We start from the raw sequence: 14,818 nt of genomic DNA, 5'->3' as shown, positions 1-14,818 counted from the left end.
TTATCTGTGTGCTCGTGAGGTTGCGCTTTCGCCACCGTCCAGCAGTTCGAATCCAGCTGGGTATACAGATTCCAGGCGAGCGGCAATTCGCTGAGGAACTTGTCGCTGCACCGCCTGCACTGCCTGTTCAATCGCGACTTCAAATGCTCGCTGATTGGCCGCACCATGACTCTTAATCACCGTGCCGCGCAATCCTAACAGACAGGCGCCATTATACTGGTCGGGGTTGAGGTGACTAAATCGCCTTGTCAGGCTTTTTTGTAACCAACGTTTTAATAACAGAAGCCACCACGACCGTTTTTTGCCCTCACCCTGAGATTTCAGCAGTGAAAGGAACATTCTGACAACACCTTCCATCGTCTTTAATGTGACATTACCTGTAAAACCGTCACAGACCAACACATCGGTTTTGCCAGTCAGTAACTCATTGGCTTCAAGATAGCCGATATAATTAATGGAAGGGATTGTTTTTAGCACAGCTGAAGCATCTCGAATACTGTCGAGACCTTTCGTTTCTTCTTCGCCGATGTTGAGTAACGCTACGCGAGGATTGGCAATGCCAACAACCTCTTCTGCCAGCACGGAACCCATGACGGCAAATTGCACCAACATCGTGCTATCACAATCTACGTTGGCGCCCAAATCCAGCACCACCGTTTTGCCCTTTTGCTGATGCGGTAAAACCGTCACCAACGCCGGACGCTCAATCCCCTCAAGGGGTTTGAGCAATAACTTCGCAAGTCCCATAAGTGCGCCCGTATTACCGGCGCTGACACAAGCTTGTGCCTGACCTTCTTTCACGAGCTCCAGGGCAACACGCATTGAGCTTCCACGACTGGCGCGAATAGCTTGCGAGGGCCGGGCATCACTGGCAATAACTGACTGAGCAGGGATAATCTGCAGACGCGAACGTTGTTCGAAGTCAGCTTTGGCAAGTAATGGCGTGATTGTATCGGGATCCCCGACTAAAAGAAGTGTGAGTTGCGAATTAGAATTCAGTGCCTGCAATGCTGCAGGCACTGTCACGGTAGGGCCAAAATCTCCCCCCATGACATCTAACGCCAGGGTTAGACGTGTCAAGGTATCGTCGCTGCCCGGTTAGGTGTTTCCCCAGTTACCCGGGGAAAGCCTCACTAAGCTTCATCACGCGTTCACTCTTTGTCTTTCTCACCAGGGGTGGGAAAGCCATTGAGTCATGCGTGATTACTTAGCGATTACCTTACGGCCACGGTAGAAACCGTCGGCAGTGATGTGGTGACGCAGGTGTTGTTCACCAGAAGTTTTGTCTACAGACAGGCTGGTGACTGCGGTCAGAGCGTCATGAGAACGACGCATGCCACGTTTGGAACGGGTTGGTTTATTCTGTTGTACGGCCATGGACCTTACTCCTCAATTACTTACGCTTTAAGCTGGCTAATACGGCAAATGGGTTTGGTTTTTGCGCTTCATCAGGCAATTCGCCAAAGACCATGTCCGCCTCGGACACTTCACAGTGTTCAGAATCATGCACCGGAACTACCGGCAAGGAGAGGATAATCTCATCTTCAACCATTGCAAGCAGATCGATTTCACCGAATTCGTTAACCTCAATCGGCTCATACGCTTCCGGGAGTGCTTCAGCCTGCTCGTCAGAACGGACAGGACTAAAACAATATGTTGTGTGAACATGAAGTGGGAACGGTTTCCCGCAACGCTGACATTCGAGCGTAACCGATACCTTCGCATCACCGGTTATAACGGCGAGACGCTGGTTATCGATAGCGAACGACATGGAGCATTCCACATCACTGTCCACACTGACTACAGAATCGGCGACGCGCTCAACCAGATCAGAAGTATAGATACCTTCATAATCGAGGCGTTTTTGAGCCGTACGAACCGGATCAAGAGTCAGGGGTAATTTTACCTTTTGCATAGGGCGCGCATATTAACTTTGTAACGTCATATAGTCAAAGAAAAAGGCAGCCTGTGGTTGCCTTTTGCCAATAATTCGCACACATTGCGGGTCATCGACTTAAAATCGCTCAAGACAAGCCACTACAGCCAGCTTGTAGGTCGAAGTCCATAGTTTAAAATGGCTCTCATCAATACGCTATATGCGAGGGAAAAAATATGCCTCAACTTATTCTTGCTTCCACCTCTCCCTGGCGTCGCGCTTTACTCGAAAAACTGGCAATTCCGTTCGAATGCGCAGCACCAGAGGTTGATGAAACACCATTACCAGGCGAGGCGCCACGTCATCTGGTGTTGCGACTGGCGCAGCAAAAAGCGCAATCACTCGCCCACCGTTATCCCTCGCATCTGATTATTGGCTCCGATCAAATTTGTGTTCTTGATGGTGAAATAACCGGCAAACCATTAACAGAAGAAAATGCGCGCCAGCAATTACTCAAAGCCCGTGGCAATATTGTGACATTTTACACCGGACTGGCGCTGTATAATTCTGCGACCGGACATTTACAAACTGAAGTAGAACCTTTTGACGTCCATTTCCGTCATTTAAGCGAGGCGGAAATTGATGATTATCTGCGCAAAGAGCGTCCGCTCCATTGTGCAGGTAGTTTCAAAAGTGAAGGGTTAGGTATTGCACTCTTTGAACGCCTGGAGGGTCGTGACCCAAATACCTTGGTAGGTTTGCCGCTGATCGCGTTGTGTCAAATGCTGCGGCGGGAAGAAATGAACCCGTTGAACGCCTGATTAATCTGCCTGATGTCGACGCGATGCGTCTTATCAGGCCTACGGTCCATCACACGATTGTAGGCCTGATAAGCAACGCGCATCAGGCTTTGCTGCGTAATACCTCGAGGCAGCGCTTCAACTGTTTATCCATTGGCGCTTCAATACGCATCACTTCCCCCGTACCCGGATGAGTAAACTTCAACGCTGCGGCATGCAGGAAAAGTCGGTTCAACCCCGTATCCGCCAGTTGCTTATCGAACTCACGGTCACCGTAGCGATCGTCAAAAGCAATTGGATGACCGGCATACTGGGTATGCACACGGATCTGGTGCGTACGTCCGGTCACCGGGCTACAGCGCACAAGCGTGGCAAACGCATAGCGCTCTTCCACTTTAAAACGTGTTTCTGACGGTTTGCCTTCCTGATTCACCCGCACGATACGCTCGCCGCTTTGCAGAATGTTCTTTAACAGCGGCGCCTGCACGGTTTTGACATGCGACTGCCATTGGCCTCGAACCAGCGCGAGGTAATCTTTCTGCATGCCTTTTTCACGCAGTTGTTCATGCAATGAACGCAAGGCTGAGCGTTTTTTGGCAACCAGCAGCACACCGGAGGTATCCCGGTCGAGGCGATGCACCAGCTCAAGGAAACGCGCTTCCGGACGCAACGCACGTAATCCTTCAATGACGCCAAAGCTTAACCCGCTTCCGCCATGCACGGCCGTACCTGAAGGTTTGTTAAGCACCAGAATGTGGTCATCTTCATATAAAATGACATCGGTCAGCGCCGCAACCTTCTGCAGGTTTGGCGAAATGGCCTCTTCTTCACGTTCAGCGACACGCACAGGTGGAATACGCACAATATCCCCATCTTCGAGTTTGTACTCGGGTTTAATGCGTTTTTTATTCACCCGCACTTCGCCTTTACGCAAAATGCGATAAATCATACTTTTCGGCACGCCCTTAAGCTGGGTGCGCAAAAAGTTGTCGATGCGTTGCCCTGCTTCGTCGGCAGTAATGGCAACTGTTTTTACGGCTGGAGTCTCTGTTTTCATGGGGGCCGATTTTAAATAGCCATCAAGATTCGCGCCACACATTTTTCTATGCTTATATTAACTGCTATACCTTATTACTTAAGTTTTACATAGCCGATTTGGTGGTTATTAAAGCAATCACTACGCGGAAGTGAAAAAACTGTGAGTAACCGGGTGATAAATGGCAAAAGTCATCTTGCTATAACAAGGTTAGCAGTGGAATAATGCGGTTGTTTCCGTGTTGAATCTTGTTAAAACAAGAACTTTTCCGGAATGACCCAATTTTGCCCGACCGATCATCAACGCAGCAATGGCGTAAGACGTATTGATCTTTCAGGCAGTTAGCGGGCTGCGGGTTGCAGTCCTTACCGGTAAGTGCTCTATGGATTTCACATTGTAGGAAGGCGGCAAGTCTGGATACCCCCAGGTTCTTACTCCTGTAAGTGACCAGGGTGAGAAGATAAAGCCAACGCACCGACAGCGTGAAAGACGACAAGCACAATGGAAGCTTCTCTGGAGAGTAACACCCAGACTGTTCCCCTGATAATTGCGCTGTGTTTCCGTATGAAATACAGGCAACCGACACTCTGCGCCTCTTTGAGCTGACGATAACCGTGAGGTTGGCGACGCGAATAGACACGAGGCCATCGGTTCACACCCGGAAAGGCATTACTCTGCCCGCAGCTTAGTCGTCAATGTAAGAATAATGAGTAAGTTACGATGAAAAGAATGTTAATTAACGCGACTCAGCAGGAAGAGTTGCGTGTCGCCCTTGTAGATGGGCAACGTCTGTACGATCTGGATATCGAAAGTCCTGGACACGAACAGAAAAAAGCCAACATCTATAAAGGCAAAATTACCCGTATTGAACCGAGTCTGGAAGCTGCTTTTGTTGATTACGGCGCTGAACGTCACGGTTTCCTCCCGTTAAAAGAAATTGCCCGCGAATACTTTCCCGCTAACTACAACTCCCATGGTCGTCCCAACATTAAAGACGTGTTGCGTGAAGGTCAGGAAGTCATCGTTCAGATCGATAAAGAAGAACGCGGCAACAAAGGCGCTGCGCTGACTACCTTTATCAGCCTGGCGGGTAGTTATCTGGTTCTGATGCCGAACAACCCGCGCGCGGGCGGCATCTCCCGTCGCATTGAAGGCGACGACCGTACCGAATTAAAAGAAGCGCTGGCAAGCCTGGAACTGCCTGATGGCATGGGGCTTATCGTGCGTACCGCAGGGGTAGGCAAATCCGCCGAAGCGCTGCAGTGGGACCTGAGCTTCCGCCTGAAGCACTGGGAAGCGATTCAAAAAGCCGCTGACAGCCGCCCTGCTCCGTTCCTGATCCATCAGGAAAGCAACGTTATCGTGCGTGCCTTCCGCGACTATCTGCGCCAGGACATCGGCGAAATCCTCATCGACAACCCAAAAGTCATGGAGATGGCGCGTCAGCACATCGCGGCGCTGGGTCGTCCGGATTTCAGCAGCAAAATCAAACTGTACACCGGCGAAATCCCGCTGTTCAGCCACTATCAGATCGAGTCTCAGATTGAGTCCGCGTTCCAACGCGAAGTGCGTCTGCCGTCCGGCGGCTCAATCGTTATCGACAGCACTGAAGCACTGACCGCTATCGATATCAACTCCGCACGCGCAACCCGCGGCGGCGACATCGAAGAAACAGCGTTCAACACCAACCTTGAAGCAGCCGATGAAATTGCACGTCAGCTGCGTCTGCGCGACCTCGGCGGTCTGATTGTAATCGACTTCATTGATATGACGCCGGTTCGTCACCAGCGCGCGGTTGAAAACCGTCTGCGCGAGGCCGTACGCCAGGACAGAGCACGTATTCAGATCAGCCATATTTCTCGCTTCGGTCTGCTGGAAATGTCCCGTCAGCGTCTGAGCCCGTCACTGGGTGAATCCAGCCATCACGTGTGCCCGCGCTGCTCCGGCACCGGTACCGTACGTGATAACGAATCACTGTCGCTGTCTATTCTGCGTCTGATCGAAGAAGAAGCACTGAAAGAAAATACGCAGGAAGTACACGCTATTGTTCCTGTGCCGATCGCTTCCTACCTGCTCAACGAAAAGCGTACCGCGGTAAATGCAATCGAGACGCGTCAGAATGGCGTGCGCTGTGTGATCGTGCCAAACGATCAGATGGAAACCCCGCACTATTCTGTGCTGCGCGTACGTAAAGGGGAAGAAACGCCGACCCTGAGCTATCTACTGCCGAAACTGCATGAAGAGGCAATGGCATTGCCGACGGAAGAAGAGTACGTCGAGCGTAAACAGCCTGAGCAACCGGCGCTGGCTACCTTCGCCATGCCAGACGTTCCGCCAGCCCCTGCTCTGCAGGAACCTGCCGCGAAAGCCGCCGCGCCTAAAGCAGCGGCAGCGACCGCAGCCGTTGCCGCACAGCCCGGTTTGATTAGCCGTTTCTTTGGCGCACTGAAGTCCATCTTCGGTGGTAGCGAAGAAGTGAAACCGGTTGAACAACCTGCGCCGAAAGCTGAAGAGAAAACCGAACGCCAGCAGGATCGTCGTAAACCGCGTCAGAACAATCGTCGCGACCGTAACGATCGTCGTGATAACCGTGATAATCGCGGTGACCGTGACAACCGTAACGAACGTTCAGAAAACGGCGAAAACCGTGAAGATAACCGCCGTAACCGTCGTCAGTCACAGCAGCAAAATGCGGAAGCTCGCGATAACCGCCAGCAAACTACTGACGTTGCAGACAAAGCGAAATCTGGCGATGAGCAGCAGGCTCCGCGTCGCGAACGCAACCGCCGTCGTAACGATGACAAGCGTCAGGCTCAGCAGGAAGTTAAAGAGCTGAACCAGGCTGAACAACCTGTGCAGGATGCCGAGCAGGAAGAGCGCGTACGTCAGCCTCAGACTCGCCGTAAACAGCGTCAATTGACTCAGAAAGTTCGTTTCACTGACAGCCCGGCGGTTGAAACCGAAGTGGCAACTGCCGCAGTAGTCGCTGAAACCGCTGCCGCTCAGCCAACAGAACAGCCTGCACCAGCACAACGCACCGAACTGGCGAAAGTTGATCTGCCAGCCGTCGTTGCGACTGAGCAGGAAGACAACAGCGACGCGCGTGACTCCAATGGTATGCCGCGTCGTTCCCGTCGCTCCCCTCGCCATCTGCGCGTCAGTGGACAGCGTCGTCGTCGTTACCGTGACGAGCGTTATCCGGTTCAGTCACCGATGCCGTTAACGGTCGCCTGTGCATCTCCTGAATTAGCGTCCGGTAAAGTTTGGATCCGCTACCCTGTCGCACGTCCTCAGGATCAGCAGGTTGAAGAACAGCGCGAACAAGAAATGGTCCAGCAGCAAGCCGCACCTGTCGCTGTAGAGCCTCAGGTTGCTGCAGCTGCCGTGGAACACATTGTGGATGCCCCTGCGCCAGTTGAAGCCGTGCAGCCAGAGATTGTCGTAGCTGAGCCTCAGGCCCCCGTTGTTGAAACCACACAGGTTGAAACCACGCATCCGGAAGTCATTGCGACCCCGGTCGAGGAACAACCACAAATTATCGCTGCATCTGATGCGCCCGTTGCAGAAGAAATCGCCGCTGAAGCCGAACCTGTGGCTGACGTTGTGACTGCGCCGGTTGTCGAAGAGCCTGCAGAGGTAGTTATTTCCCAGCCAGAAGTGGTTGAAGAGATTGCCGAAGTTGTGGAAACAGCGCCAGTTGTTGAAGAAGTTGCTGCACCGCAGGAAGTTGTTGCAGCGCCAATTGTAGAAGCGACTGTCGTTAAGCCTGTAGTTGTCGCAGCCAGTGTTGATGCTGAACACCTTCACAGCCATGCGACCGCACCGATGACCCGCGCCCCGGCACCGGAATATGTACCAGAAGCGCCGCGTCATAGCGACTGGCAGCGTCCGGCATTCGCCTTTGAAGGCAAAGGTGCCGCAGGTGGACACAGTGCAACGCATCAAGCGACTGCGCCAGCAACACGTCCTCAGCCTGTCGAGTAAGCCATAATCAATATCAAAGCCGGCCTTCGGGTCGGCTTTTTTATATCTGATCTACGCCTTTCATCCCCGTCAGCTGCGGCATAACATCCTTCATTAAGGCCAGAAACTTGCGTAAGCGAATCGGATAGTAACGCGCCCACGGATAAACCAAATGTACAGGCAACGGCGCCGCATGCCACTCAGGTAGCAACGCAACCAGACGTCCGTTGGCAATATCCTCCGCCACCATCCAACTTGAAACAATAGTCACTCCCAACCCTGCCAGCGCGGCATTCCTTGCGACATAAATACTGTCGGTACTTAATCTGGGTGAAATATTCAACGTGACTGGCTCATTACGCAATTGGTGCAACAACGAAACGCTATGTTGATAAAACGTATTCACGGCAATCCAGGGCAGCGCTGATAACTGCTCAGGATGAGAAAGCTCGCAGTATTGTTCCAGCAGCCCAGGGCTCGCCACCATACTACGGGGAACTTCAGCCAGTAAAACGGCAACCGTGGCCGGATCCACCTCGGCACCAACCCTGATAGCGCAGTCAATATTATCGCTCAGAAAATCAACGGTTTTATCGTTGAGCATCCACTCTACTGCTACCTGGGGATAGCGCGAAAGAAACTGCAAAAGCGGCTCAAGCAGTTGTTGTTGCCCGAACGCATGCGGTGCACGGACTCGCAACGTCCCCACCGGTTCATCTTCCGTGACATTAAGTCCATCTTCCAGCGCCAGCCAGGCATCAATAATCTTCTTGGCATGCTGGTAGCCTCTTTCGCCGTCGTCGGTCAATTTCATCGCATGCGTGGTACGCATGATCAGTTTCACACCCAGCAGAGTTTCCAGGGATTGCAACCGTCGGCTTACGGTCGCTTGCGTTGTCCCCATCTGTTTTGCCGCTGCCGAAAGCGATCCTGCTTCGACAATACGCACAAACGTACGCATCAGCTCCACCCTGTCTATACGCTCATTTTTTATCATTTTCAGTTTCATCATACGCCTGACGTATAACTGTTTTACCACTGCGCTCGCTACCACGCCACTCGCTGAAGGATAAAAATAGCCGCACATCCTGTGATTGAGGAATCATTTGTGAACACATATATCGCACTTTCCCGTTGGGTCACTTTCGTTCTGGCAGTAGGTGCCGGATTCAGTGTCGCTGCTATCTACTATGCTCAACCCCTTCTGCCTTTAATGGGTCAGGATCTGAACTTAAGTATTACCGGCATGGGGTTGGTCCCGACGCTGACCCAGGCGGGATACGCGCTGGGTATTTTGTTTTTATTACCATTGGGCGATCGTTATGACCGCAGGACATTAATCCTGCTGAAAAGTATCTCTCTTGCTGTGCTGCTTCTGGCATGCAGCTTTACCGGGCAGTTGCATTCACTGTTAATAGTGAGCCTGTTGATGGGCATGGCGGCAACCATGGCACAAGATATTGTGCCTGCGGCGACAATACTGGCGCCCGAAGGCAAACAGGGAAAAACGGTGGGCACCGTAATGACGGGCCTTCTGCTGGGAATTTTACTCTCACGTACCGTCAGTGGACTGGTCGGTGAGGCGTTTGGCTGGCGTGAGATGTACCAACTTGCTGCCGTCAGTATTGCCGTAATTACCGCGATTATGTGGAAAGCACTGCCTCGTTTTACGGTCCATTCCACGTTGAGCTATCCATCATTAATGCTCTCGATGGTGCAACTTTGGCAACGATATTCCACCTTACGCCGCGCAGCACTGGCACAAGGCTTTCTGTCCATTGCTTTTAGCGCCTTCTGGTCTACGCTGGCGGTAATGTTATCTGAGCATTACCACTTGGGTAGCGCTATAGCGGGTGCTTTTGGTATCGCGGGAGCAGCCGGAGCGCTTGCTGCACCGATGGCGGGCCATCTTGCCGATAAAGTGGGTGCAGCAAAAGTGACGCAATTGGGTGCTTTGCTGGTAACGGTATCTTTCGCACTGATGTTTTTGTTACCCGCCCTGCCCGTTCAGGGGCAGTGGCTGCTTATCGCCCTTTCGGCGGTAGGTTTTGATCTCGGATTGCAATCCAGCCTGGTTGCCCACCAAAACCTGGTCTATAGCCTGGAGCCTCAGGCACGAGGACGATTGAACGCTCTGCTGTTTACGATGGTGTTTATCGGTATGGCGCTGGGTTCCGTTCTCGGGAGTCAGGTCTATGCGCTTGCCAACTGGGAAGGTGTGGTGACGCTGGCAACCTTCAGCAGTGCGATCGCGTTGGTCATAAGACTGACGGGGAACCTGTCGCTTAGTAAGGCGTCGGTTGCCTAAAAAAATGCCCGCTCCGGGGTGTTAAAGGAGCGGGCAGTCAAACATACCCAGTTTCAAGATATGTTCAAAAAGAGTTATTACCGATTAAGCTGGAACAACGACATTCCCTGCATATCGGTAAACGCTTTATAAGAAGCCTGAAGTGCGGCCTGCTGCATGACGTAGGACGAAATAGCCGCATTCCAGTCGACATCCACCAGGTTACTCATCTGTTGGGTTTGCCCTAATGCACGATCGGCGCCCAGTGAATCCAGCGAGCTTAATTCACTAAGTTGCGTACCTAATTCTGCACGAACGGAAAGCACGTTATTCAGTGAGTTTTTCAGACCACGATTGGTTTTATCGATAGCTGCTGCGGCTTTATCCTTTGCCACATCATCACCTGCAATAGGAATTTTTAGCTCTGCAATCGCGCTATCCAGCATTTTGAACAGGTTCTTTTCCTGAGTACCGCCACCTGGTTCCGGTACGGCGTTACTGGTCAGGTTGGCGAAGATTTTATCGCCCGTATGGCCAATGACCATGGTTCGGGAAGCATCAACCTGCTGGGTCACATTTGTGGCACCGCCACTGTAGGAACCATCAGCCTGCGCAAACGGTGCGGATTCTGTTTTATATCCACCGAAAATATAGCGACCATTACCGTCAGTACTGTTTGCCAGGTTCATCAGCTGATCGCGGATCCCTTGCAGGTCGGTGGCCAGCGATGCACGGTCGTCATCGCTTAACGTTCCGTTCCCGGCATAAACAATTTTTTCCTGCGCAGCCTGAATTGCCGTCGTCACCTGGCTCAGAACGTTCTCTTCCAGCGACACCTTTTGCGTCGCGAACGAGCGTGCCAGCGTATATTGGCTGTTCTGCGCCTGAGCCTGAGAAAGTACCACGGCCTGCGAGGCGGCAATCGGATCGTCTGATGGGTTGATCACGCGTTTGCCCGTTGACATTTGCTCGCCGAACTTCATCCATTCAGCCTGAGAGTTAGTGATGCCACGCATATTCTGCTGGTACATCATCTGGGTGCTGATACGCATTGTGTCCCTCTCCCTTAGCGGATATTAATCAGTGCATCAAACAACGCATTCGCGGTCTGCAGCACTTGAGCGTTAGCCAGGTAATACTGCTGAAAACGCTGTAAATTACCGTACTCTTCGTCGAGGTTAACGCCGGAAATAGACTGCTGTTGGTTATAAAGCTGCTTGACCACATTATTTTGCGTGGTACTGCTAGTCTTCAGCGTCGCCGTTTTGTTGCCCACGTCGCTCACCAGTGTGGCGTAAGCGTCATTAAAGGTTTTTTTACCAACAGTTTCTTTGGTTTGCAGATCCAGCAGTTTCTGACCGTTACGGTTATCGCTTGCACCTGTATCCGCAGCAGGATCAGTGTTTTTCTCTGACGCCATGGCGATTTTCGACTCGTCGGTCACCTTGACTTTCATATCAACGATAACGTTTTCTACCGGTTTCAGAATAAAACTGTCATTCTCTTGAGGTCCGGGCTTGGTGGGATCAATAGTCACCGTTACTTTCAGACCATCAATATCCAGTTTTCCGTCCGCACCTGGTGTAGCTTCAAACGTTGTGTTATCTGCCAGACGCGTCACCTGCCACTTACCGCCACTGAACACAACCTTATAGTCGGTAGCCTGTACTTTCGAACTGTCACCAACTTCTGCAGTTAATTCCGCTTTGCCAGTATTTTTAGCATTACTCAGTACAGACGGGCTGCCGATATCAAAGAAATTCCCACCCTTATCGCCGTTGGCATCAAAACCTTCTTTATGCTGGGCGTTAAATGCACTGGCAAATGCAAGTGCCAGTTGGCCTAGGGTATTACGCGTCTGATCCAGCTCCTGCGAACGGAAGGTGAGCAGTCCGCCCAGTGAACCGGTATTCAACAGTTTCTCAGGAATTTCAACAGCTCCGGCAACCCCATCAACGTAGGCCACTGTTGTACGATTAGGATCGTCGCTGGAAGGTACTGCCGCCAGTTGGCGTGCATTGCTGCCCTGCACCAGCGAATAGCCGTTGGCCATTGTCAGGTTGTAGGTGCCACCATCCTGAACGCTGACTTCAACACCGACAATCTGATTCAGTTCACTGACCAGCTGATCGCGTTGGTCAAGCAGGTCGTTAGGAGATGCACCTGCTCCGACGCCTGTCATACGAGAAATCTGGTCGTTGAGGCTGGCAATTTGTTTCGAATAGTTGTTGATCTGATCAACGCTGGCTTTAATCGCGGTATTAACCTGCTTATCCTGATCGCGCAGATACTGGTCGGTCGTTTTAAACTGATTTACCAATCCATCAGCTTTACCGATCAGCGCCTGGCGTGCCGCCGGATCTTCAGCGTTGCTGACCAGCGTTTGCAGGCTGGTAAAAAAGTCCTGCATTGAGGTCGAAATAGAACTGGTTTTGCTGGAGAGCAAATTGTCTATCTTTGACATTTGCTCATAACGCGTCGTCAGACCGCTGCTCTGGTTCTGCGCTGCTCGCAACTGGTTAGTGATAAAGGAGTCATATTCACGTTGTACACCAGAAACATAGACGCCATTGCCTACCCAGCCCCCCGCACCCAGCGTGCTGTTCGCTTGTGCCATAATTGTTGTTTGTCGGGTATATCCGGCAACGTTATAGCTGGAGATGTTATTACTGGCAGTATTCAACGCGGCCTGCGCTGCGCTGAGTCCACTCATCGCGTTATTAATCAAGCTGGACATGGAGGTTCCTTGTAATCCTTCAATACTCGTTATTATCGGCAGCAGGTCGGTAGACTTGAGCTATTTAAAAGAGATTATCGAGATTCGTGCTGTAGGTTTTACTCACCTTTTCGCTCATCGATTTCAACTGCTGGATCATGCTGGTTAATTTACGTGCATAGTTAGGGTCTGTGGCGTAACCCGCATTTTGCAATGCCTGCGCCCCCTGTTCGGCGGTCGCGGCAGAGGTCACCGCCGCATAGCGCGGGTTACGGGATATCAGACCGACATAATCCGACAACGCCTCAAGGTAAGAGCTATAGACACGGAATCTGGCTTTCACCTTTTTCGCCTCACCGTTCTCATATTCAGTGGTGGTGATTTCAGTGGTTGGACCTTTCCAGCTTCCCGAAGCCTTCACACCAAAAATGTTGAAACTCGGTTCGCCATTCTCGCGACGAATTTGTCGCTGCCCCCATCCGGACTCCAGCGCCGCCTGCGCCAAAATCAGATGATGCGGGACCCCGCTCTGCTGACTGGCCAGCTTAGCCGGCAGTGACAGCTGGGCGAGGAAGTCTTTGCTGTCACCTGACAGCGGCTCATCATTGCTTTCTGTCGCCCGGGGGATGGCTTTGCGGACCAGTTGCGTCAGTGCCTGATTTTGATAGCTGGTCACCGTTTCCAGTGAAAACTTCATCGGCACCTGCGGCGCGTCATCCGCAGGTTGCGCTTGCCCTTCAGTCATCTGCTTGACCATCATTTCAGCCAGCCCCAGACCTTTGCCTGCGGTCATCTGCTGCGCAATTTGTTGGTCATACATGCTGGTATACAAGCGCGTTGAATCGCTGCTAAACACGCCATCTTTCGGCAGCGCTTCACGCATGCTTTTCAACATCATTTGCACGAACATCCCTTCAACCTGACGGGCGACCGGGCGGATATTCGCCGCCGGGTCCTGACCCGCTTTCGCTTTCAGTTCGTTCAGAGATTGCGCATCCCAGGCGGCACTGGTCAGCAGTTTGCTGTCACCAATCATTAGATGATTTCCAGTTTGGCGCGTAAGCAACCCGCGCTCTGCATCGATTGCAGAATGGACATCAGATCCATCGGCGTTGCCCCCAGTGCATTCAGCGCACGCACAACATTGTTCAGGTTGGCGCTGGAACGTACGCTTTGCAGCGAACCACCGCTTTGGCGCAGGTCAATCTGGGTTTGTGGCGTCACTACGGTTTGTCCACCGCCAAACGGTGTGTCCGGCTGGCTGACGTTCGCCTGGCGGTTCACCGTGATCGACAAGTTGCCTTGTGCCACGGCACAGCTATCCAGCGTTACTTCGCGGTTCATGACGACAGATCCGGTGCGTGAGTTGATAATCACTTTCGCATCCTGCGGCGTGACGTTCACCTCCATATTCTGGATATCAGCAAGGAAACGCACCTGCGAGCTGTTGCCGCTTGGCACGCGCACCTGAATAGTGCGGGCATCCAACGCCGTTGCGCTGCCAAAGCCACGCGAGCGGTTAATGGTGTCGGTAATCTGCTGCGCCATCGTGAAATCTTCATTATTCAGTTGCAGATTAATGGTGTTACCGCCGCCGAACTGGCTGGGTAATTCACGTTCGATGGTCGCGCCGTTGGTAATGCGTCCGCCATTGAGCTGGTTTACCTGCACGCTGCTGCCACCCGCAGCCGCGCCCGCACCGCCAACCAGAATATTCCCCTGCGCCAACGCATATACCTGGCTATCGACCCCTTTCAGCGGGGTCATCAGCAGCGTTCCGCCGCGCAGACTTTTAGCATTACCCATGGAAGAGACCACAACGTCAATAGTTTGCCCCTGACGACCAAAGGCCGGGAACTGCGCGGTGACCATTACCGCTGCCACGTTTTTCAACTGCATATTGGTGCCGGTGGGCACGGTGATCCCCAACTGCGACAGCATGTTGTTGAGCGTTTGCGTGGTAAACGGCGTCTGGGTGGTCTGGTCACCTGTACCATCCAGACCCACCACCAACCCATAACCAATCAGCGAGTTTTCCCGCACGCCCTGCACGCTGGTCAGGTCACGAATACGGTCGGCATGCGCGAAGGCGGTTACCAGCACCAGTGCCATTCCAACAAAAAATTTAAACACGGGGTAC

General features: G+C 52.4%; 12 protein-coding genes. 3 read left to right on the top strand and 9 right to left on the bottom strand.

The window, feature by feature from the left end; translation table 11 throughout:
• The 3 genes from plsX to yceD form a co-directional block, all read right to left on the bottom strand.
• A complete protein-coding gene (gene plsX / locus OGV89_RS20790; protein WP_003846798.1) occupies positions 1-1,080 on the bottom strand; it encodes a phosphate acyltransferase PlsX in 1,080 nt (359 codons plus the stop codon).
• A 123-nt stretch (positions 1,081-1,203) separates the two neighbouring features.
• Positions 1,204-1,377 (bottom strand): 50S ribosomal protein L32, encoded by a 174-nt coding sequence (gene rpmF, locus OGV89_RS20785; protein ID WP_003036242.1) that lies wholly within the window; start codon positions 1,375-1,377, stop codon positions 1,204-1,206.
• Between the two features lie 16 nt (positions 1,378-1,393).
• Positions 1,394-1,915: a 23S rRNA accumulation protein YceD gene (yceD, locus tag OGV89_RS20780; protein ID WP_003036239.1), complete on the bottom strand. Its 522-nt coding sequence runs from the start codon at positions 1,913-1,915 to the stop codon at positions 1,394-1,396.
• 197 nt (positions 1,916-2,112) lie between these two features.
• Between yceD and OGV89_RS20775 the strand changes: the two genes are divergently transcribed.
• Positions 2,113-2,697 carry a Maf family protein gene (locus tag OGV89_RS20775; protein WP_003836743.1) on the top strand — a complete coding sequence of 195 codons (585 nt, stop codon included), beginning with the start codon at positions 2,113-2,115 and terminating at the stop codon, positions 2,695-2,697.
• An 82-nt stretch (positions 2,698-2,779) separates the two neighbouring features.
• Here OGV89_RS20775 and rluC read toward each other — a convergent pair whose 3' ends face one another.
• Entirely contained in the window at positions 2,780-3,733 is a 954-nt protein-coding gene (gene rluC, locus OGV89_RS20770; protein ID WP_003036228.1) for a 23S rRNA pseudouridine(955/2504/2580) synthase RluC, read from the bottom strand.
• A 699-nt stretch (positions 3,734-4,432) separates the two neighbouring features.
• Between rluC and rne the strand changes: the two genes are divergently transcribed.
• Positions 4,433-7,696, top strand: a complete 3,264-nt coding sequence (gene rne, locus OGV89_RS20765) for a ribonuclease E (protein WP_032948990.1) — start codon at positions 4,433-4,435, stop codon at positions 7,694-7,696.
• A 40-nt stretch (positions 7,697-7,736) separates the two neighbouring features.
• Here the strand turns inward: rne and OGV89_RS20760 are convergent, their stop codons facing one another.
• Positions 7,737-8,762 carry a LysR family transcriptional regulator gene (locus OGV89_RS20760; protein ID WP_071593186.1) on the bottom strand — a complete coding sequence of 342 codons (1,026 nt, stop codon included), beginning with the start codon at positions 8,760-8,762 and terminating at the stop codon, positions 7,737-7,739.
• A 21-nt stretch (positions 8,763-8,783) separates the two neighbouring features.
• On the opposite strand from OGV89_RS20760, the gene OGV89_RS20755 reads away from it, so the two are divergent.
• The gene (locus OGV89_RS20755) at positions 8,784-9,983 is read left to right on the top strand and encodes an MFS transporter (protein ID WP_003846801.1); all 1,200 of its coding nucleotides are present in this window, start codon (positions 8,784-8,786) and stop codon (positions 9,981-9,983) included.
• Between the two features lie 77 nt (positions 9,984-10,060).
• Here the strand turns inward: OGV89_RS20755 and flgL are convergent, their stop codons facing one another.
• The 4 genes from flgL to OGV89_RS20735 all read right to left on the bottom strand — a co-directional run bounded on the left by flgL (position 10,061) and on the right by OGV89_RS20735 (position 14,790).
• The gene (flgL, locus tag OGV89_RS20750; protein ID WP_003846802.1) at positions 10,061-11,014 is read right to left on the bottom strand and encodes a flagellar hook-associated protein FlgL; all 954 of its coding nucleotides are present in this window, start codon (positions 11,012-11,014) and stop codon (positions 10,061-10,063) included.
• Between the two features lie 14 nt (positions 11,015-11,028).
• Entirely contained in the window at positions 11,029-12,699 is a 1,671-nt protein-coding gene (gene flgK, locus OGV89_RS20745) for a flagellar hook-associated protein FlgK (RefSeq protein ID WP_200002939.1), read from the bottom strand.
• Between the two features lie 64 nt (positions 12,700-12,763).
• Positions 12,764-13,714, bottom strand: coding sequence for a flagellar assembly peptidoglycan hydrolase FlgJ (gene flgJ / locus OGV89_RS20740; RefSeq protein ID WP_200002940.1), 951 nt, complete (start codon positions 13,712-13,714; stop codon positions 12,764-12,766).
• Positions 13,714-14,790 (bottom strand): flagellar basal body P-ring protein FlgI, encoded by a 1,077-nt coding sequence (locus OGV89_RS20735; protein ID WP_057063917.1) that lies wholly within the window; start codon positions 14,788-14,790, stop codon positions 13,714-13,716. Before OGV89_RS20735 ends, flgJ begins: the two co-directional genes overlap by 1 nt.
• Positions 14,791-14,818 lie beyond the last annotated feature (28 nt).

The sequence above is a fragment of the Citrobacter sp. Cf125 genome (genome assembly GCF_030333935.1).
Classification (GTDB): Bacteria; Pseudomonadota; Gammaproteobacteria; order Enterobacterales; family Enterobacteriaceae; genus Citrobacter; species Citrobacter freundii.
This window is presented reverse-complemented; position numbering and strand designations above follow the sequence as displayed.

Coding starts and splice junctions, on each gene's coding strand:
- flgK (WP_200002939.1), bottom strand. CDS start 12,699: ATGTCCAGCTTGATTAATAACGCGATGAGTGGACTCAGCGCAGCGCAG.
- rpmF (WP_003036242.1), bottom strand. CDS start 1,377: ATGGCCGTACAACAGAATAAACCAACCCGTTCCAAACGTGGCATGCGT.
- OGV89_RS20760 (WP_071593186.1), bottom strand. CDS start 8,762: ATGTGCGGCTATTTTTATCCTTCAGCGAGTGGCGTGGTAGCGAGCGCA.
- rne (WP_032948990.1), top strand. CDS start 4,433: ATGAAAAGAATGTTAATTAACGCGACTCAGCAGGAAGAGTTGCGTGTC.
- yceD (WP_003036239.1), bottom strand. CDS start 1,915: ATGCAAAAGGTAAAATTACCCCTGACTCTTGATCCGGTTCGTACGGCT.
- flgJ (WP_200002940.1), bottom strand. CDS start 13,714: ATGATTGGTGACAGCAAACTGCTGACCAGTGCCGCCTGGGATGCGCAA.
- OGV89_RS20735 (WP_057063917.1), bottom strand. CDS start 14,790: ATGGCACTGGTGCTGGTAACCGCCTTCGCGCATGCCGACCGTATTCGT.
- rluC (WP_003036228.1), bottom strand. CDS start 3,733: ATGAAAACAGAGACTCCAGCCGTAAAAACAGTTGCCATTACTGCCGAC.
- flgL (WP_003846802.1), bottom strand. CDS start 11,014: ATGCGTATCAGCACCCAGATGATGTACCAGCAGAATATGCGTGGCATC.
- OGV89_RS20775 (WP_003836743.1), top strand. CDS start 2,113: ATGCCTCAACTTATTCTTGCTTCCACCTCTCCCTGGCGTCGCGCTTTA.